Annotated in this window: 16 protein-coding genes; 13 read left to right on the top strand and 3 right to left on the bottom strand. The window is 62.8% G+C overall.

What is annotated here, in order from left to right:
* Positions 1 to 157: 157 nt before the first annotated feature.
* Positions 158 to 1,756, bottom strand: a complete 1,599-nt coding sequence (locus J4D97_RS10375) for an MDR family MFS transporter (RefSeq protein WP_208307517.1) — start codon at positions 1,754 to 1,756, stop codon at positions 158 to 160.
* Positions 1,757 to 1,890: 134 nt separating this feature from the next.
* Between J4D97_RS10375 and J4D97_RS10370 the strand changes: the two genes are divergently transcribed.
* On the top strand, positions 1,891 to 2,661 hold the full coding sequence (locus J4D97_RS10370) for a sulfite exporter TauE/SafE family protein (protein WP_185284069.1): 771 nt from the start codon (positions 1,891 to 1,893) through the stop codon (positions 2,659 to 2,661).
* Between the two features lie 172 nt (positions 2,662 to 2,833).
* Here the strand turns inward: J4D97_RS10370 and J4D97_RS10365 are convergent, their stop codons facing one another.
* On the bottom strand, positions 2,834 to 3,301 hold the full coding sequence (locus J4D97_RS10365) for a hypothetical protein (protein WP_208307516.1): 468 nt from the start codon (positions 3,299 to 3,301) through the stop codon (positions 2,834 to 2,836).
* A gap of 195 nt (positions 3,302 to 3,496) precedes the next feature.
* On the opposite strand from J4D97_RS10365, the gene J4D97_RS10360 reads away from it, so the two are divergent.
* The 12 genes from J4D97_RS10360 to J4D97_RS10305 all read left to right on the top strand — a co-directional run bounded on the left by J4D97_RS10360 (position 3,497) and on the right by J4D97_RS10305 (position 18,476).
* Complete coding sequence (locus J4D97_RS10360) at positions 3,497 to 4,522, top strand: SDR family NAD(P)-dependent oxidoreductase (RefSeq protein ID WP_185284066.1); 1,026 nt, start codon at positions 3,497 to 3,499, stop codon at positions 4,520 to 4,522.
* A 421-nt stretch (positions 4,523 to 4,943) separates the two neighbouring features.
* On the top strand, positions 4,944 to 6,863 hold the full coding sequence (locus J4D97_RS10355) for a tetratricopeptide repeat-containing sensor histidine kinase (RefSeq protein WP_208307515.1): 1,920 nt from the start codon (positions 4,944 to 4,946) through the stop codon (positions 6,861 to 6,863).
* A gap of 78 nt (positions 6,864 to 6,941) precedes the next feature.
* Positions 6,942 to 8,108, top strand: coding sequence for a hypothetical protein (locus tag J4D97_RS10350; RefSeq protein WP_208307514.1), 1,167 nt, complete (start codon positions 6,942 to 6,944; stop codon positions 8,106 to 8,108).
* 177 nt (positions 8,109 to 8,285) lie between these two features.
* Positions 8,286 to 8,915 carry a response regulator gene (locus J4D97_RS10345; RefSeq protein ID WP_208307513.1) on the top strand — a complete coding sequence of 210 codons (630 nt, stop codon included), beginning with the start codon at positions 8,286 to 8,288 and terminating at the stop codon, positions 8,913 to 8,915.
* Positions 8,916 to 8,980: 65 nt separating this feature from the next.
* Positions 8,981 to 10,741: a tail fiber domain-containing protein gene (locus tag J4D97_RS10340; RefSeq protein ID WP_208307512.1), complete on the top strand. Its 1,761-nt coding sequence runs from the start codon at positions 8,981 to 8,983 to the stop codon at positions 10,739 to 10,741.
* A gap of 57 nt (positions 10,742 to 10,798) precedes the next feature.
* Entirely contained in the window at positions 10,799 to 12,658 is a 1,860-nt protein-coding gene (locus J4D97_RS10335; RefSeq protein ID WP_208307511.1) for a tail fiber domain-containing protein, read from the top strand.
* 66 nt (positions 12,659 to 12,724) lie between these two features.
* On the top strand, positions 12,725 to 14,455 hold the full coding sequence (locus tag J4D97_RS10330) for a hypothetical protein (RefSeq protein ID WP_208307510.1): 1,731 nt from the start codon (positions 12,725 to 12,727) through the stop codon (positions 14,453 to 14,455).
* A gap of 41 nt (positions 14,456 to 14,496) precedes the next feature.
* Positions 14,497 to 14,970 (top strand): hypothetical protein, encoded by a 474-nt coding sequence (locus J4D97_RS10325; protein ID WP_208307509.1) that lies wholly within the window; start codon positions 14,497 to 14,499, stop codon positions 14,968 to 14,970.
* A 33-nt stretch (positions 14,971 to 15,003) separates the two neighbouring features.
* The gene (locus J4D97_RS10320; RefSeq protein WP_208307508.1) at positions 15,004 to 16,245 is read left to right on the top strand and encodes a hypothetical protein; all 1,242 of its coding nucleotides are present in this window, start codon (positions 15,004 to 15,006) and stop codon (positions 16,243 to 16,245) included.
* Between the two features lie 12 nt (positions 16,246 to 16,257).
* Entirely contained in the window at positions 16,258 to 17,673 is a 1,416-nt protein-coding gene (locus J4D97_RS10315; RefSeq protein ID WP_208307507.1) for a T9SS type A sorting domain-containing protein, read from the top strand.
* Between the two features lie 193 nt (positions 17,674 to 17,866).
* Complete coding sequence (locus J4D97_RS10310; protein ID WP_208307506.1) at positions 17,867 to 18,109, top strand: hypothetical protein; 243 nt, start codon at positions 17,867 to 17,869, stop codon at positions 18,107 to 18,109.
* Between the two features lie 130 nt (positions 18,110 to 18,239).
* Positions 18,240 to 18,476, top strand: a complete 237-nt coding sequence (locus tag J4D97_RS10305; RefSeq protein ID WP_208307505.1) for a hypothetical protein — start codon at positions 18,240 to 18,242, stop codon at positions 18,474 to 18,476.
* Positions 18,477 to 18,718: 242 nt separating this feature from the next.
* Here the strand turns inward: J4D97_RS10305 and J4D97_RS10300 are convergent, their stop codons facing one another.
* A complete protein-coding gene (locus J4D97_RS10300; RefSeq protein WP_208307504.1) occupies positions 18,719 to 20,365 on the bottom strand; it encodes a MutS-related protein in 1,647 nt (548 codons plus the stop codon).
* Between the last annotated feature and the right edge of the window lie 239 nt (positions 20,366 to 20,604).

Raw genomic sequence — 20,604 nt, 5'->3', positions numbered from 1 at the left:
GTTGTCAGAGAAACGTCTGTCATCCTGCGCTTGCGAAGGACCTTTGCACGGCAGAACGAGTCATCAGCACCTATTGGTCAACGTGATAAGGTCCTTCGCAAGCGTAGGATGAGAGTTTCTCTATCGAACTTACTAACAACCAGCCCCACCCAAAGTTCTACTCGGCCAGTGCCGGCTCACTCACCTCATTGGTTTTGCGGAGGGGCCTTTCGGGCACAAACCACGTGGCTGCCCAGCCCAGCGCAGCTAGTGCAATCACCACCAGGTATACCCGGTGAATGGCTTTGGAGAATGCTGCACGTACTACCAGCGTTGGGCCGACGGCGGTAGGTGCGCTGGCTAGCTCCGGCGACAGGGTAGGGCTATCGGTGGTGGTAGCAGCCGTGCGGGAGGCGGCGCCGGCGGCTGTTTGTGCCGTGGCGGGTAGGGCCTCGGTCAGCGTGAGTGTGAGCACCGTACCCAGTAGGGCCGTGGTAATGGCGCCGCCAATCTGCCGGAAAAACTGGCTAGCAGAGGTGGCCTGACCCATTAGTGGCGGCTCCACGGCATTCTGAATAGCCAGTGTGTAGAGCGGCATGGTAGGGCCTAACCCGATACCACAGATGGCGAGGTAGACCAGCACGCGGGTATAAGATACATCCGCGGGCATGGTGGCAAGTAGGCTCAGACCCGCGAGCAATACTACGCCGCCCCCCAGCATCCAACGCTTATAATGCCCAAAGCGCGACACCATCTGCCCGGCCACCACCGAGCCCGTCACCACCCCCAACGACTGCGGAATCAGGCTGATACCGGCCTTGGTGGCCGATACGCCCAGCACGTTCACCATAAACAGCGGCACAAAAATCACCAGTCCCAAAAATGCCCCGCCTAACAGAAAAATAGCCACATTGGCTGCTCGAAATACCGGATTTTCAAACAGACTAAAGGCTAAAATAGGATTGTCGGAGCGCAACGACCGGAGTACAAACAGCGTGAGGGATACAACGGCCCCTACCAGCAGCCCTAGCGTGAGGGGAGAGGTCCAGCCATAGGTGGCCTTGTTGAGTTGTAGGGCAATAACCAGCGGTACCAAGCCCGTTAGAAGTAGTAGGGCCGCCAGGTAGTCGAGGCGTTTGCCGGTTTCCTGCGGAGCCAGCTTGGGCATGTATGTCAGAATAAACCACAGGGCCAGCGCGCCCAGCGGCAGGTTCACGTAGAACACCAAGCGCCAGCCTGCCACGCCCGGAATCCAACCCGTGCCGTGGTCGGTAAGCAAGCCGCCCAGAAAGGGCCCCAGCACCGACGACGTGCCGAATACGGCCCCCGTGTACCCCTGGTATTTGCCCCGCTCGGCCGGCGGAAACAAGTCGGCAATGATGATGAACGCCAGCGCAAACAGCCCCGCACCGCCCAGTCCCTGAATCCCCCGAAAAATGACCAGCTGGTTCATCCCGTCGCCCAGCAGAGGTAGGGGGCCAAACTCGCCCGCCAATCCGCACAGCACCGAGCCGATCAGAAAAATAATGACTACCGTGATTTCCAGCGTACGGCGCGGATACATATCAGCCAGCTTGCCGTAGATGGGCACCAGCGTAGTGCTGGCCACCAGGTAGGCCGTGGCCACCCACGTGAAGCGCTCCAGGCCGTTGAGGTCTTCTACGATGCGGGGTAGGGCCGTAGATACAATAGTTTGATCGAGTGCGCCGAGGAACATGGCCAGCAGCACGCCGGCCAGCGTCAGGAGTTTTTCGCGGTGGGAGAGGGTCTCCGTCATACGGGGGAGGGTAGGATTCCCGCAGAGGTACGCGCCCGGTGCGTGGAGGTTGGTAGAGTGAAGCTATTAGCTGATGGCTAATAGCTAATAGCTTTTGTTCGAGCTATCAGCTAATCAACTCTATCTTCGCCCGCATGATTGCCACAAGTACCATTGCCCTGCTGTGCGGGTTTGCCTTTCTGGCCGGTTTCATTGATTCCATCGTGGGCGGGGGCGGCCTGATTCAGACGCCCGCTATGCTCTTGCTGCTACCTGGCGTGCCGGTGCCCACAGTGCTGGGTACGGGCAAAGTATCGTCGATGATGGGTACGCTGATTGCCCTGCGCCGCTATGCTGGGCAGGTGCCCATTCGGTGGCGGGTGGTAGGGCTGGCAGCGGGCACGGCGGGCGCTTTTGCGCTGCTGGGGGCACGGGCCGTGAGCCATCTACCGCAAGACTTGGTGCGGCCGCTGGTGTTGGGGCTGCTGGTGGTTATTGCCATCTACACCTTCTGGCGCAAGGATTTTGGGCAGCTGCACGCCCCGCGTCTTTCGCACCAGCGCGAGCTGCTCTACGGTGTGCTGGTGGGAGTAGGGCTAGGCTTCTACGATGGCTTTTTCGGGCCGGGCATGGGCAGTATGCTGCTATTCACGTTCGTGGGCCTGTTCGGCTACGACTTTCTCACGGCCTCCGGCTCAGCCAAAATGGTGAATGCCGCCACCAACTTCACCAGCCTTGCCTACTTTGCCTTCACCGGCCAAATCATCTACCGCGTGGCCTTACCCATGGCCGCCTGCAATATGCTGGGTGCCACCCTAGGTTCTCGCCTTGCCCTGAAAAAAGGGGTAGGCTTCGTGCGGGTGCTGTTTCTGGTAGTGGTCAGCGGCGTGATTCTGAAGCTGGCTTGGGAGACGTTTGGGGGATGAGGTGGTGAGTTTGTGAAGTTGTGAGTTTAGGAGTTAAAAAGTGTGTGTCATCCTGAGCTTGCGAAGGACCTTATTACGGCTGAACGACTGGCGTAGCAACGACTCGTTCTCACGTGATAAGGTCCTTCGCAAGCTCAGGATGACACACACTTTTTAACTCCTAAACTCACCTTTATTCCCCATAACCGCCGGGTAGGCCAGGGGCAGGGTTGCCTTGGGCGGCGCTGCCGGTGGGCACGCCCATTTTCTCTTCGCGCTTGCGCTGGTAGCGGTCAAACTGGGTAGGCGAGAGCACCTCCTTCAGCGCGGCCAGGCGCGACTGACTTACGTCTTCCACCACGCCGGCCATCTTGCGCAGGTCGCGGCGGTACTGGGCGCGGGCGGTTTCCACGGCCCGAATGCTGGTAAGGTTGATTTTCTGTACTTTCTCTACCTGCTGCGGATTCAGGCCCAGACCTTTTTGCATGTTGGCGGTGAGGCTAGTGGCGCGCTCCGTGAGTTGGGTTTCATTAAGCAACGGCGTGGCGGTTGAGGCAGCCGACGTGTTGGTTTTGCTGGGCAATGGTTTGGTGTTTTGCGCCAGCAGGGTAACAGGTGCGGCCAGCAAAAAGACCGATAAAAGCAGGGAGGTTGATTTCATATCGAATGCAAAACTACGGCAGAAAGCGAAAGGTGGGCTGGGCGTAAGCACGCCGCCTGTGCTACTTCCTCTAAAGATAGTGCCAGACTATCTGGCTTAGCCCAACACACGACCGGTTGTTTTGATGCCCGGCACCGCAGAATCTGTGCGCGTCGGGCGTAACCTTTTGGGCGCACTTTGCATACAGCTTTTTATATGAAGCGAGAAACCCGAACGAACTGGCTGACTGCCCTAGGCGCAGGCGCCCTACTGGCCGCCGCTACCCTCTACACCAACCGCCGGGGCAGCTATGAGCTGCGCAACCGCGTGGTGCTCATCACGGGCGGCTCGCGCGGGTTGGGCCTGTTGCTGGCTCGCCAGGCTGTGGCCGAAGGCGCCAAAGTAGCCATCTGCGCCCGTGATGCTGACGAGCTGGAACGCGCCCAACGTGAGCTGACCGCCGACGGCGGGGAAGTAATTGCCCTGGTGCGCGACCTCACCGACCCCGTAGCCGTGCGTACGCTCGTCACGGAAGTGCAAGGGCAGCTTGGGCCGATTGATGTGCTGATCAACAACGCCGGCATCATCTCCACCGGTCCGCTCGACAACCTGGACGAGCGCGACTTTCAGGACTCGATGAATACGCACTTTTGGGCGCCTCTGCATGCCATGCAGGCCGTACTACCCGATATGCGCCGCCGGGGCGAAGGCCGCATTGTGAACATTGCTTCCCTGGGTGGCAAAGTAGCCGTGCCACATCTGATACCTTATAGCGCCAGCAAGTTTGCGTTGGTAGGATTGTCAGAAGGCTTTCGGAGTGAGTTAACTCAGCACGGCATCAAGGTAACCACCGTATGCCCCGGCCTGATGCGGACGGGCAGCCCCCGCCACGCTATTGTGAAGGGCCAGCACCGCAAGGAGTACGCGTGGTTTATGATTGCCGACTCGCTACCCGCCATTTCCATGAATGCCGAAACAGCGGCCCGCCAGATCTGGAATGCCTGCCGCCGCGGCGACGCTGAGTTGATTCTAGGCCTGCCCGCTAAGCTGCTGGCTACCTTCCATGGCCTGTTCCCAGGCCTGGCTGCCGACGTGCTGGGCTGGGTCAATCAAACCCTACCCGACCCCGCCGGCGACCTGGGCGATGTGCGCCGCCGCGGCAGCGAACTGGAATCGGACATCACCCGCTCCTGGATAACTACGCTGACACAGGAAGCAGAGGAGGAGAATAACGAAGTGTAAGGCCTTGTTGCTAACAAGCCGTCTTTTTGTGAAACGAAGCTCCACGTGGTTTTGCATGAATCACGTTGGAGCCTCGTTTCAGCGTTTTGATACACTGACCTATACAAAGACAAGGGCATTAGACGTATTCTTCAAGAACAAGTCTATTCTGTATCTGCTTCAAAAAAACAGGCAATAGGCTGTTAAAGAGATAAATAGCGACTGTCGGCAGGCCGCGTGCTGGTGCCTGTAGGTGCTTTGCTGAGTGGCAATATGTCGCGGATGTATTTCCTACTGACATAGGTGAAAAGCGCGGTTGTTTTGTTTCTTTGCCTGTATGGCGCAACGGTATCCATTTGGTTTCTGCTGGATCATACTGTTGTTGGTGTACCCACTTGCTGGTTCCAGCCAAACCGTACCGCTTCCGCCGGTTCCAGATAGTTTGCGTGCCGTAGTATCTGCCACCAGGCCTCCCGCTGCCGCGGCGTTGCTGCGGGTAGCGCAGGCCTATTTGGCACCGTTCGACTCGGCCGGCGTGGTAGGGTACGCACGCGCGGCTGAGCGCGCCGCGCGCCGTGCCCGGCAGCCCCACGTTGCCGGGCAGGCCCTGGACTTGCAGGGCGACTATTACCGCCAGGCCGGTCGGCCGGCGCTGGCGCTGCCGCTACTGCAGCGCGCTGGGCAACAACTCATCGGTGCCCCGGCCCAGCTGCAGGCTGAGGCCCGCTACCACTTGGGCATGGCCCTGGGCGACCTGGGCCAGCCCGGCCAGGCTCTGGTGCTGTACAGCGAAGCCGGCCGCCTGGACCCCACCAACCGCGAGCTGCAGGCACAGCTGCTAAACTCCACGGGCCTGATTTACGCCCGGCAAAGCCGGCTTGACTCGGCGGCAGCCTGCTTTTTTCGTTCGTTGCGGCGGGCCGAGGGGTTGCCGGCGGGCATCGGCCCCGCGGCTGCCACACTGGGTAATTTAGGGCGGGTATACCTGCGGCAGGGTCGCTGGCGTGAGTCGGCCCGCTACTTGCGCCGGGGCATGGCCCTGGAAGCGGCTGACCTCGACACGATGGGGCTGGCCTCCTCCTGGCAGTTTTTGGGCGAGGCGCTGCTGGGTCAGCCCGATAGCCTGGCAGCAGCGCTGGCCTGCTTCCGGCGCTCAGAGCGGCTGGCCCGGCGCAGCCACCTAGCCAACTACCTACCCGCTGCCTGGCTACTGCTGGGCAAGGCCTATGAGCAGCGCGGCCAGCTCGACTCGGCCCAACACTATCTAACGCGGGCCGTAGCGGCCCAGCAGGCCCGTGGGGCGGCGGGGACGCTGGCCCCGGCCCTGATGGCTCTAGCCGAGTTTCGGGGGCGGCGGGGCCAGTGGCCGGCCGCCGAGCAGGCGGCCCGGCGTGCCGAAGTGGCCCCCGGCACCACGCTGCCCCTGCGGGCTCAGGGCTGGGAGGTGCGCCGCCGCGCCGCCCTGGCCCGCCACGACTACGCGGCCGCGTACGCCGCCCTGGTGCGCCAGCAGGCCGTGCTGGATTCCATGCGAGCCCGCGACAATCAGCAACTCACGGAGCTGATGCGGGCTGCGTACGAAACCGATGAGGCTGAGGCCCAGGTAAGTGCTCTGCGCCACGAGGGCGAACTGCTACGCCTGCGCCAGCAGCGGCTGCTGTTGGTGTTGGTGCTGGGTGCAGTGCTGCTACTGGCAGGCGCGGGGCTGCTGCTGAGTGCCTACCGCCGCCGCCAGTTGCGCCAGGAGCTGGCCTTGCGCACCCGGCTCTCGGCCGATTTGCACGATGAGGTAGGGGGCTTGCTGACGCAGATTTCAATGCAAACCAACCTACTGGGAGCCGGCCTCTACTCGCCTGACGAGCAGCAGGTGCAGCTGCAAGAAGTAGCCACGGCCAGCCGCGCCGCCGCCGCCCAGCTGCAAGACGTAGTGTGGGGCTACGATGCCCACAACGACACGACCAATAGCCTGCTCGACCGCATGCGCGACTACGCCTACGAGCTATTAGGCAGTGGCGAGCGGACCCTGTTCTTCACCGCCGACACGGCCCAGCTACCGCCGCAGCTGCCGATGGAAACGCGCCGCGCCCTGTATCTGATTTTCAAAGAAGCCCTGCACAACGTGGCCAAGCACGCCCCGGCAGCCCAGCAAGTAAGCGTGGCTCTGGCTGCCGCGGAAGCTGAGCTGGTGCTAACGGTGGCCGACGATGCCCCCGCCCCGGTTCGGGCGCCGCGGGCCAGCGGCCACGGCCTGCGCAACATGGCCGCCCGGGCCGAGGCGGTAGGCGGTAGTTGCGTCAGCGGCTACGGCGCCGTGCCGGGCCACCCGGGCTGGGGCGTGCAGGTGCAGGTACCAGTGCACTAAGGACGAGCCTGGCTGAGCGTAACGGAGTACATCAAGATGTACTTACGCCGTATGGGGGTAGGACCGTGCTTTGCAAACATGAAACATCCCTACCTGCTCTTCGCGCTGTTGGCCCCGCTGGCCGCTACGGCCCAAACCGGCGGCGTGGGCATCGGCACGAGTGCGCCTGATGTCTCGGCCGTGCTGGAGCTGTCAGCTGAGAACAAGGGGCTGCTCGTGCCCCGGCTGGATTCGGCCGCACGTGTGGGCATTGCCCATCCGGCCACGGGCCTGCTCGTGTTCCAAACCGCACCACGTCTGGGCTTCTATTACTACGGCGGCGCGGCCGGCTGGCTTTTTCTGGCTGATAAGGCCCGCGGCGGCGACAACCTAGGCAGTCACACCGCCACCCGTAACCTGAACCTAGGCGCCAACCAGCTGGTGGGCAACGGCGGCACAACGGGCCTGACCGTCAGCAGCACCGGCCGCGTGGGCATCGGTACGGGTAGCACTGCCCCGCGCGGGCCGTTAGACGTGGCCGGCGCGGGCGACACGTATCTGGTAGCGGACCCCAACAAAGGCAGCGGCCAGAGCGTGTATCTGCCTGGCCACCTGTACCTGACCCCGTACAGCAGCGCCGATCCGGTGGCCTACGTGCAGGCCCGCGTGCCCAGCCCCACAACCAGCACCAACCTGGGCCTGACCCTGCGCACCACCCATGACGGCACGCTTACGGACGCCCTGACCCTGAACGCCGATGGCAGCGCCGGTACCGCTGGCCCACTCAGCACCCAAGGCAGCGTGACAGTGCCCGCCACTAGTGCCTTCGCCTATGCCGCTCCCAAAGCCTACGTCCTGCACCTGAGCCGGGCCGACTTTGCGGCGCAGAGCGGCGGGGCAGCGCGGCAGGAGGGCGTTCTGCGTACCTTTTACCTGAGCAGCGGGGAAGGCGTGTTCGAGGCCCCGGTGCATCTGCCTCAGGAAGCTACCATTACCAGCTGCGACGTGTTTTTGCGGGATGCCAATGCCAGCAGCCAGCTGACCGTGTCCCTGCAAGCTGCCGACTTCACGGCTAGCACCCAGATTACGCTAGGGGCCTTATCGTCGGTGGACAACGCCAACTACCAAACCGTCAACATGCCGACGAGGGGGGTAGTCGACAACACCACGTACAGCTACTTCCTGCTAGTGCGCTTTCCCGCCAACAGCGCCAACCTGAGCGTGGGCAGCGTACGGATATACTACACCATTACCCAGGCCGAGTAAGCCCCGGCTGGGCCGGGTCGCTGACGCTTTACAACGGACTGGACTTCGTTAGCTTCGCGGGCGGTAGCAGCACTGGAAAGCTGCTGATGCGCACCTACAATGCAGGCGGCACGCTCACCGACCGGGGCTTCAGTTTTTGGTATTTCAACCCTGATATTTCTACCGTTCTTTATGGCTATGTCGTTGACCCTGGCTATCATCGAAGACCTGCCGGCCGTGCGCCGGGGGCTGGAAACCTACCTCTGCGCCCAGCCCGAGTTCAGTTGCACGCTGGTGGTGGGCTCGGTGGAAGAATTTCTGGAAAAAATCGGGCAGGAGGCTACCCCGCCCCGCCTGGTGCTCTCCGATATTGGCCTACCCGGCCGCTCGGGCATCGAGGGCGTGGCCCTGATCAAGCAGCGCCTACCTCAGACTGAAGTAGTGCTCCTCACGGCGACTATGGGCGACCCTGCCCGCGTGTTTCAGGGGCTGTGCGCCGGGGCGGTGGGCTTCTTTCTGAAAACCACCCCGCTGCCCGACCTCAAGGCGGGACTGCTGGCCGTGGCCGAAGGAGGTAGCAGCATGAGCCCGGCCGTGGCCCGCGAGGTGGTCAAGTACTTCCAGCCCGCCCCCGACCCCACGCAGGTGCTCTCGGCCCGCGAGCTGCAAGTGGTGCGCGCCATCGAGCAGGGCCTGAGCTACAAGCTGATTGCCGACCAGCTCGGCATCAGCCTCAACACCGTGCGCCGCCACATCAAAAGCGTGTACGCCAAGCTGCACATCAACAGCAAAGGCGAGCTGCTGGCCCGCAACGTGCGCCGCGGCTGAACCCGCCCGGCAGGTACATCAAGATGTACTTTCGCCATATAAAGTAGGACGCGTGCTTTGCAATCATGAAAGCACTTCTCCTCCCTACCCCTTGCCGGCTGCTGTTGCTTGTGCTGCTGAGCGTGCTGGCTGGCCCTACCCTAGCGCAAACGGGTGGCAGCGTGGGTATCGGCACCACCACTCCGGACGCCTCGGCCGTGCTCGACTTGTCGGCCCCGAACAAGGGCCTGCTCATCCCGCGCCTGGACTCGGCGCAGCGCGTACGCATCGCGGCCCCGGCCACGGGCCTGCTCGTGTTCCAGACCAGCCCGCGGGCGGGATTTTACTACTACGCCGGCCCGGCCGCCGGCTGGCGCTACCTGCCCGACCAGACGCGCAGCAGCAGCGGCGACAACCTGGGCAACGGGGTAGCCACCACCACCGTGAACCTGCAAGGCAATGCGTTGGTGGGCAACGGGGCCGAGCTGCCGGCCGGTGTGCGGGGGGTAGGCGTACGCGCCGATGGAGGCCTGAATGTAGGCCAACACACGCCAGGCGATAACCTGTACCTGGGCTACCAGGCCGGGCAAGCCAACACGGCCGGTTACTACAACCAGTTTATTGGATACCAGGCCGGGCAGGCTAACACGACCGGCTACTACAACCAGTTTACTGGTTACCAGAGCGGCTACCACAACACGACCGGTAGCTTTAATCAGTTCAGCGGCTATGGTAGCGGCTATAGCAACACGACGGGCGACCAAAATCAATTCAGCGGCTACGAGAGCGGTGTTCTTAATACGGAGGGCAGCAATAATGTATTTAGTGGCTACCAGAGTGGCTACCACAACACAACGGGCAGCTACAACCAGTTCAGCGGCTACCTGAGTGGCTACTACAACACGACCGGCAGCTTCAACCAGTTCAGCGGCTACCGGAGCGGCTACTACAACACAACGGGCAGCAATAACTGGGCCTTCGGCTACCTGGCCGGCCCTACCACAGGCAACCTGACCAACGCCGGGGCTATCGGCTACCGAGCCCAGGTTAGCCAGAGCAACTCGCTGGTGTTGGGTGGCACGGGCAGCAACGCCGTGCGCGTGAGCATCGGTATCACGGCGCCGTATTCGCAGCTCAGCAACACGGCCGACAACGTGGTGGGCAGCAACGGCTTCGGCGTGAGCAGCCCCTCGCTGACGTGGAGTAGCCCCGAGCAGGGCTACACGGCCGCCTTCTACAACGGCAACACCAGTGGATCCGGTGGCGGGGCGCTGGCCGTGAAGGTGGCTTCGGCCTCGGCCGGTACCGCAGTCCTGGACGTGAGCCGGGGAAGCACGCAGAACGCCACCGGTACGACGCTGCTGCTCGTGCGTGCTGATGGCAACGTGGGCATTGGTACGAGCAGCCCTGGCTACACGCTGGATGTGGCCGGTACCATTCGCGGCAACAACGTGTCGCCTTCCGATGTGCGCTTCAAGCAGCAGGTGCGGCCGCTAACCGGGGCCCTGGCCGGAGTGCTGGCGTTGCACGGGGTGCGCTACCGCTGGAACGCGCTGGGGGTGGCCCACGGCGGGGTAGCCGGGGCCGAGCAGGTAGGCTTGCTGGCGCAGGAAGTGGAGCAGGTCTACCCGGAGCTGGTGAGCACAGATGCGCAGGGCTATAAGGCCGTCAACTACGCCCAGCTCACGCCCGTGCTGCTGGAGGCAATCCGGGAGCTGGCGGTCCAAAACGAGGTGCTACAGGCGCAGCTACGCCTACAACAGCAGCGCGCCGATACCAGCACAACCGCCTTCGAGCAGCGCCTGCGGGCCTTGGAAGCCGCGGCTGACCGCGCCGCCGTCCGCTAGCCCGGCAACCGTCGCCGCCATTTCTCTTCCGCACTTCCACACTTCACCTATCACGATATGAAACACACTCTACTCCAAGCCTGCCTGCTACTGCTGCTGAGCCTGCTGGCCGGCTCTACCCTGGGGCAGACGGGCGGCAGCGTAGGCATCGGTACCAGTACGCCGGCCGCCTCCGCCGCCCTCGACCTGACGTCAACGAGCAAGGGCTTTTTGCCGCCGCGCATGACCGTGGAGCAGCGCAACGCTATTGCCAGCCCGGCGGCTGGCCTCAGCATTTTCAATACGACCAGCGGCCAGCTCAACTATTACGACGGCAAGCAGTGGCGTGAGTCGGTGGCGGTAGCGGCCGATAATACGAGTGTACCGGCCGGCGGTACCTACACGTACACCGTACCAGCCGGCGTTACCAGCCTGCGGGTGGAGCTGGCCGGCGCCAGCGGCGGCAGCTCCGTTGGCAACGGCGGGCGGGGTGGTCTGGTGCAGGCACAGCTCAGTGTGAAGCCAGGGCAGGTACTGTACGCCGTGGTGGGTGGGAGTGGGGTCCAAGGGCCGATAAAGCAAGGTGGCGGCGGCATAATTCTCCGTACCACCGACAATGAAGGCAGCGGCGGCTTCAACGGCGGCGCTAGTACGATGTCTGGCGTTGCAGGCGGCGGTGGCGGTGCCAGCGACCTGCGCGTGGGTGGTACGGCGCTGGCCAACCGGGTGCTGGTGGCCGGCGGTGGCGGCGGCGGCGGCTACTACCTAAACTCAACCGGGGGCGAAGCAGGCGGCAGCGGCGGCAACCAGACCGGGGCTACGGGGCTCTACCACGGTGCCCTTACCGGGGGGAAAGGCGGTAGCCAGACGGCGGGCGGAAAAGGCGCGACCAACGATAATCCCTACTGGGTAGGGAACGACGGTGTGCTGGGCGAGGGTGGTATTGGGGGTGGAGGTGGGGGCGGCGGCGGCTACTACGGCGGGGGAGGCGGAGCTAACTACCGAACCCAATACGCTTACCAGGAGTATGGCAGCGGCGGGGGCGGTGGCAGTTCCTACGCCGCGCCATCAACCTCCGAGCTGGGTATCAGCAACGTGACGATGACGCCGGGCGTGCAGTCGGGCGATGGGTACGTGACCATCACGCCGCTCTACGCCAGCTACCCCGCCCCGGCCCTGGACGTGCGCAACTTCGTGAACAGCCCCTGGCGCAAGCAAGGCACTATGGTAAGCACAACGGTGGGTAGCGACCTGGTAGGCATTGGCACCAGCTCGCCTTCTGCCCAGCTTGAGGTGCAGTTGCCTGCATCCACGGCTGCCGCCTCGCTCAAGCTCGAGCACCGCGGCTCCAACCTGATTGTGCGCCCGCTCAACGGTGGCAATTCGGCTAGCATCATCGAAAACACGGCCGGTAACCTGTTGCTCGAACCCAGCGGCCAGGGCAACGTGGGCATCAACCAGACTAACCCTACTTACCGCCTCGACGTGGGCGGCAGCATCTACGCCACGGGGGTTATCATCTCGTCCGACCAGCGCTTCAAAACGCAGGTACGCCCGATTACCGGGGCCTTGGCCGGGGTGCAGCAGCTGCGCGGGGTGCGCTACCGCCTCAACGCGCTCGGGCTGGCCCGCGGCGGTAATGCGGGCGAGCAGGTGGGATTTCTGGCGCAGGAGCTGGAAAAGGTGTATCCCGAGCTGGTGAGTACCGATAACCAAGGCTACAAATCCGTGAATTACAGCCAGCTGACGGCCGTGCTGGTGGAGGCTCTCAAGGAGCAGCAGCGCCAGCTCGACCAGCAGCAGACTCAGCTTACAGAGCTGCGCGCCCGCCTGGGCGATCAGCAGGCCGACCACGCCGCCCTACTCACGCTGCAAGCCCAACTGGCCCGGCTTCTGGGCGAGGCCCCGCCGTCTGCGCCGGCCCCCGCCGCCCGCTGATTCGCCCGTGTTCTACGTCTCAGTGCCTACCCTCATTCTTTCCGCAACGATTAGCACGCTTACTACATGAAAAAAGTATTCCTGATACCCCTGGTAGTCCTGCTACTGGGCCACCGACCAGCGTGGGCCCAGCAGGAGCGGGTCGGTATCGGCACCCTCAACCCGACCCAGACGCTCGACGTCGACAGCACCCTGCGCGTGCGTACCCTCACGCCGCCCAGTGGCAACCAGCTGCTGGTGGCCTTGTCTGATGGTACGCTGGGCCTGAGTGAGCCACTGGCAGCTACGGCGGGCCTGGGGCTGTATGCCCAGGTGGCCGGCACCAACCCAGTGATGATAGGCCCTGCCAGCGGCACAGCCTACACGCGGGTGGCGGCGGCCGGGCGCTACCTGTTCGTGGCCGGCGGCGACCAGTTCAAAGTCTACGACGCGCAGGCTACTCCCACCTTACCCGTCTACACGGGCATCAATTCGTCGATGAGCGGTACGGTAGGCGCGCTGGCTGCCAGCGGCAATACCCTATACGCGGCCTCTACAGCGGGGCTGGACAAATTCACCATCTCCAACGGCTCCACCTTGGCGCTCTTCGCCCAGTACAACCTGCCCCTGGCTCCGGCCGGCACCACCAGCACCGCTATCTATGACGCTGTAGTGGCGGGTCGCTACCTCTACGTAGCGGCCTGCTTCAGCAATTCCAGCAACACCGTGGTGCGCGTTCTTGAGTTGAGCACCGGCCAGCCCACGTCCGTGGCCACGCTGCCGCTGGGCCTAACTGGCCGGGTGCAGCAGGCGGCCGACGAAAGCCGCGGCCGCCTGCTGGTAGCGCCCGATGCAGGGGCTTTGCAGGTGTACGCCCTGGCCACGCCGACGGCGCCTACCCCTGTGCTGGTTGCCACGGCTCCGGCTACGGCGCCGAGCCTACCTACCTTCGAGGGAGGGGTGGCGGTGGTGGGCGGCATCCTCTACGGAGCCAACAACGCCACCACCCCGCCCACCCTCGACGTGTACGACGAAGCCAGCCCGGCCGACCCATCGCAGCCCGCGGCGCTGGGCGCGGTGCGCTTGCCCAAGAAGGTGCGCGACTTGGCCGTGGCCGGCGAATATGCCTACCTGCTCACGGCCGATGCCAGCAGCTACGAGCTGGTGGCGGTGCGGGTGGCGGCCCCGGCCCTGGTGGGCCTCGACGCGGCCGGCAACGTGGCCAGCGTGGCGCCGGTGCTGCCACCCACCGACAACCTGGGCAACCACCGCGCCACCCAAAACCTGAACCTGGCGGGCTTCCAGCTCGTGGGGAACGGCGGTAGCCAGGGCCTGCGCCTCGACGCGGGCGGGCGGGTAGGCGTGCTGACGGCCCCCAGCAACAACTTCCGCCTCGACGTGGGCGGTACGCTACGCACCACCCGCACCGCCGTGACGGGCACCCTCGCCACGCCGACGCTTACGGCCAGTACCAGCCTGAGCACGCCCAGCCTGCTGGCCCCCGTTACCGGTGCGCACCCGTGCCTGGCGGCGGCCACTGGCCAGGTAATCGTCAGCGGGAGCAATACGGCGAGCAGCGGCAGCGACAATTACTCGGTGGCGCGCACCGGCGCGGGCACCTACCGCCTCACGTTCACGGCCGGCCCGCTAGCGACGGGCAATCTGCAGGCGGCCGCCTTTTTGGCCGCGCTGGTGGGCACCCCGGGGTTCGTCACGTTCACCGCCTCCACTACCAACCCCTACATCGACGTGTATACCCGCAACCCCAGTGGGACGCTGACCGACCGGGACTTCACCTTCAGCGTGTTTCTACCTTAACCTCATCCTACCTTTTCCTTCTATCCACGCTTTTTTCTGATATGACTACACCTTCTACCCTCTTATGGTGGCGAATGGGGCTGTTGCTAGTGAGCCTGCTGCTGAGCGGCACCGCGGCTCTGGCCCAGCACATTGGCATCGGCACCAACGCACCAACCCAAACCCTCGACGTGAACGGCAACCTGCGCGTGCGGGGCCTGAGCAACCCCGGCCGCAACGGCCGCCTGCTCTCGGTGAAGCCCGATGGCACGCTCACGGTGGGCGATACGCTGGGCGGGCTGTCGGGCCTGGGAGCCAGCTCGCAGTTGCTGCCCGCGCCCGTGCTATCCCCAATACCCCTGGGCAACAACACGTACTACACCGATGAGGCAGCCGATGACCGCTACCTCTACCTGCTGGGCAACAAAGAAGTGCGCGTGTACGACATGGCGCGGCCCACCCAGCCCACGCTGGCGGGCCCGCCGTCGGCCATAGTCCCCAATCGGGGAAAACGGCTAGTTGTAGCCAACGGCTAAGCCTACATCTTCAACTTTACCGATACGCTGGACGTGTACCAGATCACCACACCCACCACCTTCGCCTTCCGGCGCACCGTCATCAACCGGCCGCCCGGGGCCTCCAGAACGGCGTATATGGATATAGCAGTGTCTGGCAACTACCTGTATTACGTGGGCTACTTCCCCGGTCTTAGCCCAACCATTAAGCTGCTGACCTATGACCTGACCGACCCGGCCAATCCCACGCTGCTGAACATGCTGGACGTGCCCAATAGCCAAGGGGAAGTCCGCCCCGTGCAGCTGGCCGCCGACGAGCAGACCAATACGCTGTACGCCCACATCGGGGGGTACCCCTATTCACTATACCAAATGGCCGCGCCGGGTAATCCCACGTCCCTGCGCACCACGGGCCCCTTGAGCGTCACGAGCCCGCGCTTGGTGGAGAAAATGGGCGCGTTGGGCGGAATGCTCTATCAGATAAATATCGACCACGTCCACCTCCACATACTCAACGTAAGCGGTAGCCCCGCTGCTCCGCAGGACCTCGTTTCGATACCCATTCCCACCCGCGTTTATGACGTAGACATTATCGGCCGCTACGCTTACCTTTCTGGTTCTACGGGCGGCGGGTATAGCGTATACGCGGTCCAGATAGCGGCGCCCTCGGTGCTGGCCTTCGACCCCAGCGGCAACATCAGCACCCAGTCGGCGGTGCTGCCTACCAACTCTGGTAACCTCGGCAACCACACGGCCGTGCAAAACCTGAACCTGGCCAGCTACCAGCTCGTCGGCAACGGCGGCGGCAGTGGCCTGAGTATCAGCAGCAGCGGCCAGGTGGGCATTGGCACCACCACGCCCGCTGCTACCCTCGACGTGAACGGCGCCACCCGCGCCACCAACCTAACGGCCACCGACGCCGTCCAGGCCGCTACAGTGCTAGCCAGCACCAACGTGCAAACTTTCGCCGTGCTCACGCCCGCCACCGGCAGCCACAACATGCTGGTGCAGGCCTACGGCTCCATCGGCAGCGCGGGCAATGCCTACGGCTCTACCGACAATTATTCCGTGAACCACACGCCCGGCAGCAACACTTACCGCATCCGTTTCACTCCCGCCAGCGGCCTGGGTACTACCGTCCTCAGCGCCGCCGTGGTCAACCTCACGCTCTACGGTGCTAACCCCGGCTTTGCCACCTACACGGCCACCGAGTCGGGTAGTATCGACGTGACGACAACCAACGCCAACGGCCAGGCGGCCGAGCGGGGTTTCAGCTTTACCGTGTACCTACCCTAACCCGTCATCGTTATGCAACAATTCATTTCAATGGCGGGTCTGCTGCTAGGACTCACGGCAGGCACCGCCGCCGCCCAAACCCTCACGACCACCGCCGGTAGCAGCCTGACCGTGCAAAGCGGCGCCACGCTCTACGTAGTGGGCGGCGTGCAGCAGGCCAGCGGGGCTACCCTCACCAACGCTGGCACCGTGCAGCTTACGGGCGACCTACTCAACGCCGGCACGCTGACTTCGCCAGGCCTGCTGCTGTTTAGTGGTAGCCAGGACCAGACATTCTCGCCCGGCTCCGCTACGGTGGACAAGCTGACGGTGGCCAACACCGGTGGCGCTGGCAATAATCGCCTGCTACTGCCGGCTGACCTTACCATCGGCACCCAGCTCACGCTCACGCAGGGTTTGCTGCGCACCCAGGGTAGTGCTACCCTGCTGATCCCCAACGGTGCCCGCGTGGAGGGCGAGGCCGACGGCCGGTACGTACAGGGCCGTCTGCAAGTGAAGCGAACGGCGGTAAATGGCACCGTGGACTTCACCAACGGCTTCACGCTCACTACCAACGGCCAGAACCTAGGCACCGTGACAGTAACGCGTACGGCGGGTCTGCAAGTAGGCGGGGTCAGCTACGGGCAGAGCGGGAGCGGCACCAACCAGGGCATCGACCGAATGTGGCAGGTGGAGGCTACCCAGCCGCTCGACCCAGCTACTCCGGCCACTGTGAAGGTGAGTTGGGTGGCCGACGACGACCACGGACTGACGCTGCCGACCACGGCGCAGCTCTGGCGTGCCGAGCAAGGCACGGGCCCGTGGGCGCCGCAGGGTGCGCCGGTCAGCGTCAGTGCCCGTTCGTTTACGACCAGCGTTGGGCAGCTGGGCATGCTTACCCTTAGCAGCTCCAATCAGCCCCTACCTGTGGAGCTGGTGCGCTTCACGGCCGAGCGCCGCGGTGCCGCGGCGCTGTTGCGGTGGAGCACCGCCTCGGAGGTGAACAACAACCGATTTGAGGTAGAAGTGAGCGAGGATGGGTACGCGTTTCGGCGTATTGGCCAGGTGTCGGGGCACGGCACGAGTAGCCTACCCCACGAGTATCAACTGCTTGACCCAGAGTTGGCTCGCTACGGGGCAGCACTGGTGTACTACCGCCTGCGGCAGGTAGACCACGATGGCACCACCCACTTTTCGCCCGTGCGCACAGTAGTTGTCAGTGGGCAGCCGGAGCTGGCTTTGTTTCCAAACCCAACCAGTGAGGCTACCACACTAATGGGTGCGCTACCCGGAGCAGCGGTGAGCGTGTATGACTCTATGGGCCGCCTGGTGCACACGAGCACCACCGATGCAGCCGGCTCGGCCCAGCTACGGCTGCCGGCTGGCAGCGCCGCGGGGGTATATATGGTGCGAACTGGTCAGCACGCCCTGCGCCTAATAAGGCAATAGGTAGGCGGTAACTATTCTCTCATGGGCTTTATTCAGCCTCCACAATCCACCCGCTGACGTGCTGGGCTGAGTTAAACCGTGACGCAGGAAGTGGAGAAGTAGGAAGGGTAGCGCAAGAAGTTGAGCAGTGCAAACTACTCAGGTCCTCAACCCGTTATGTTGAGGACCTGAGTAGTTTCCGTATATTCCATCAATGAACCAAGCCAAACGCATGAAAACCATCTCGATTCTCCTTGCTAGCGCTGCGCTGCTTTATATCTCGGTTTCGGCCGCTGCTCAAACAGCTCCGAAACCGAAGGTTAAAACAACTACATCTTCTCAACCGCGCACCACTAAGAAAGTGCCTTCTAAAAATCTGGCTGTTATTAGAGATACAGCTACCTTCCTGCGTTCGAGCCAGCCAAATGATGGCCGGATACGTGTTCCGATCCTGTGAAAGTTAGAAGTATCGGGTAAGCCTTACTTCAATATAACTACCTGTATATTTTTGGCAGGCTCCGCAGTGGTAGCCATGCTTACGCACTCACTCGGCACGGTCGAAGCCCTAAATAAACTAAGATAATACTATGAAAACCCTATCCATGCTTCTTGTAGGCGGCACTTTGTTGTGCCTTTCGCTATCAGCCGCCGCACAAACAACGCCGGCTGCAAAACCGAAGGCTAAGACAATCATTTCCGATCAGCCGCGCACCAATAGAAAAGCGGCTTCTAAAAATCTTACTGTTATTAAAGATACGGCTGCTTTCCGCCGTTCGAGCCGGCCCGGCATGATGCCTATTCGTGTGAAGCCCAGTCTTAAGTAGGCATTACTCAGCTCTGACGCGAACAGTGGTTTATGTTTTCCGCCATAGGTTGCGCAACAGCGCACACGTTACTACTCAGCTCATAGCAATAATGGAAGCCGTGGAGCCACGGATAGGCCGGAAGTAAGTAGTTCTGTCTCTCAGTTCGATATAGCTAACAGGCGTACCGACCACACCGCCGCCACGGTGGTAAAATACTAAGAATGAGCTCGGTGTAGGGTAATGTTGATGTAAAGAACTCTCTAGCTTAACAAATTCTCCTCGTAGCTGGCAGAATCGGCTACAGCACTGGTTTCTGCCGGCGTGGTCAGGTGCATGCTATTTGGCTGTACCCGCGTAGCCAGTGTAGCGCTGAGCGCCTGCGCCGCCGCTACCACCTGCGCCGGGTAGTGTAGGCGCGCCAACAGCCGAATAGCATTGCGCGTGGTGAGCGGACCCGCTTTGAGGCGGTAGTCGAAATACCAGTCTTCCTCCGTGACGGTTTCGCAAAAGTGGTACTCAATAAAGCACGACTGCAAAAGCGTGCCCAGCTCCCCGTCGTGGGTGGCTGCCACTACCCAGCTGCGGGACTGCAAGTATTCTAGCACAGCCTTGTTGGCAGCGATGCGCTCCTGCGTGTTTGTGCCTTTGAACAGCTCATCCAGCAGCAGCAGATAACTGCCGGGGGCCGCGTCGCAGGCCAACAGCAGTTGCCGCATGGTTTCGGCCTCGACCAAATAATAGCTTTTGCCCGTGGACAGGCTGTCGGCCAAGTTGAGGCTGGTGAGTACCCGGCAAAAAGGGGCGCGATAAGCGGTGGCGGGGCACGTGGCTATTGTCTGGGCCAGTAAGGCGTTTATGCCCAGCGTGCGCATGAAGGTGGTTTTGCCCGCCATATTCGAGCCGGTGAGCAGTACGGCGAATTCGGTCAATGTGAGGTCGTTGGGCACGCACCCTGGCACCAGCGGGTGGTAGCCGCCTTGCAATTGGATGCCCTCGGCAGGCGGCCCAAAGTGCGGCACGCAGGTGGCATGGCGCTGGCGGAAGCTGGCCACCGCCAAGGCGCTATCTACATAGCCCACGGCCTCAAAGACAGCTCGAATGGCGGGCGCCTGCCGCTGTATAGCCACCCGGCAGCGGGCATACAACAGCTGGTCAACTAGCAGCAGCATCTTGAGCAGTTCCAGCAGCCCCATATTATCCTCTACCTGAAAGAAAGCCGCTTGCCGTAAGATACCTCCCAATCGGGCCAGGGGCGCGGCCAGCAGTTGCAGCGGCTGTAGGGGTAGGGCTGCCCGCTGCAACTCTCGCCCTGCCCGGTGCAAGCGGCCCAGTTGCAGCAGCGGACGAACATAGAGCTGAATCCGGGCGCGATGCCGAAGGTGAAACACCGCATTGAAGCAACCAAACGCAAGCGTGCCCAACCAAAGCACGGGCAGCCAAAAGCCCCCGAGCAACGTGGTCAACAGCCCCAGCGCGAGCAGCGCCGCGAAACGTACGTTGGGCAACGCGGGCAGGGGCTCCTCGCCCAGCAAATCAACCAGGTAGTACGCCTCTGGGGCCGTCAGCTGGTCGAGGGCGAGTAGGGCTTGCCCGCGGGCTGCGGGTTGCTGCGCCAACAGGGTCGCGGCGGCGTCAAACTCCTGTAGGGCAGCCTCATCGGCGAGCGGGCTGCGCAGGCGGTGGTAGAGGCATTGCTCGCCTACCGGGCTCACAGTGGCATCGAGCAGACCGAAGAGCGCGTCGCCGTTCAGGTCGGCCCAGGTTTGGTCGGGTAGGCGGTGGTAGGCGGGCTCGTGCTGCACATGGTTGTAGTAGCGGGCCACTAGGGGAGTACGAGGAGTGTGCGCAGCCGGCTGTTGCCAGGCCGATTCCAAGCGGCGTAAGCGCTTGCGGGTAGAAGTCCACATAAGAGGATAGGGTAGCTACCAGGGCACGGGCAGTGAGGTGGTGCCACTGGTCATTATAAGTAGCGCTAAAGGTAGCGCAGTAATGATTAATAAAAGGGCTTTATACCGAGTCGTCTGCCGGTCGGACGCCGTAGGCATCCGACCGGCAGACGTCGATAGAAGCTTGGTGTTTAAGTACTGTTTAAGAGAGAATTACTAGACTGGTTACAATAGATGAGCGAGCTAAAAAGTGTCATTAT

This window comes from Hymenobacter defluvii, from assembly GCF_017589435.1.
In the GTDB taxonomy this organism is placed as follows: Bacteria; Bacteroidota; Bacteroidia; order Cytophagales; family Hymenobacteraceae; genus Hymenobacter; species Hymenobacter profundi.
Note: the sequence above shows the minus strand (reverse complement) of the source record. Positions and strands in the feature narration are given on the sequence as shown.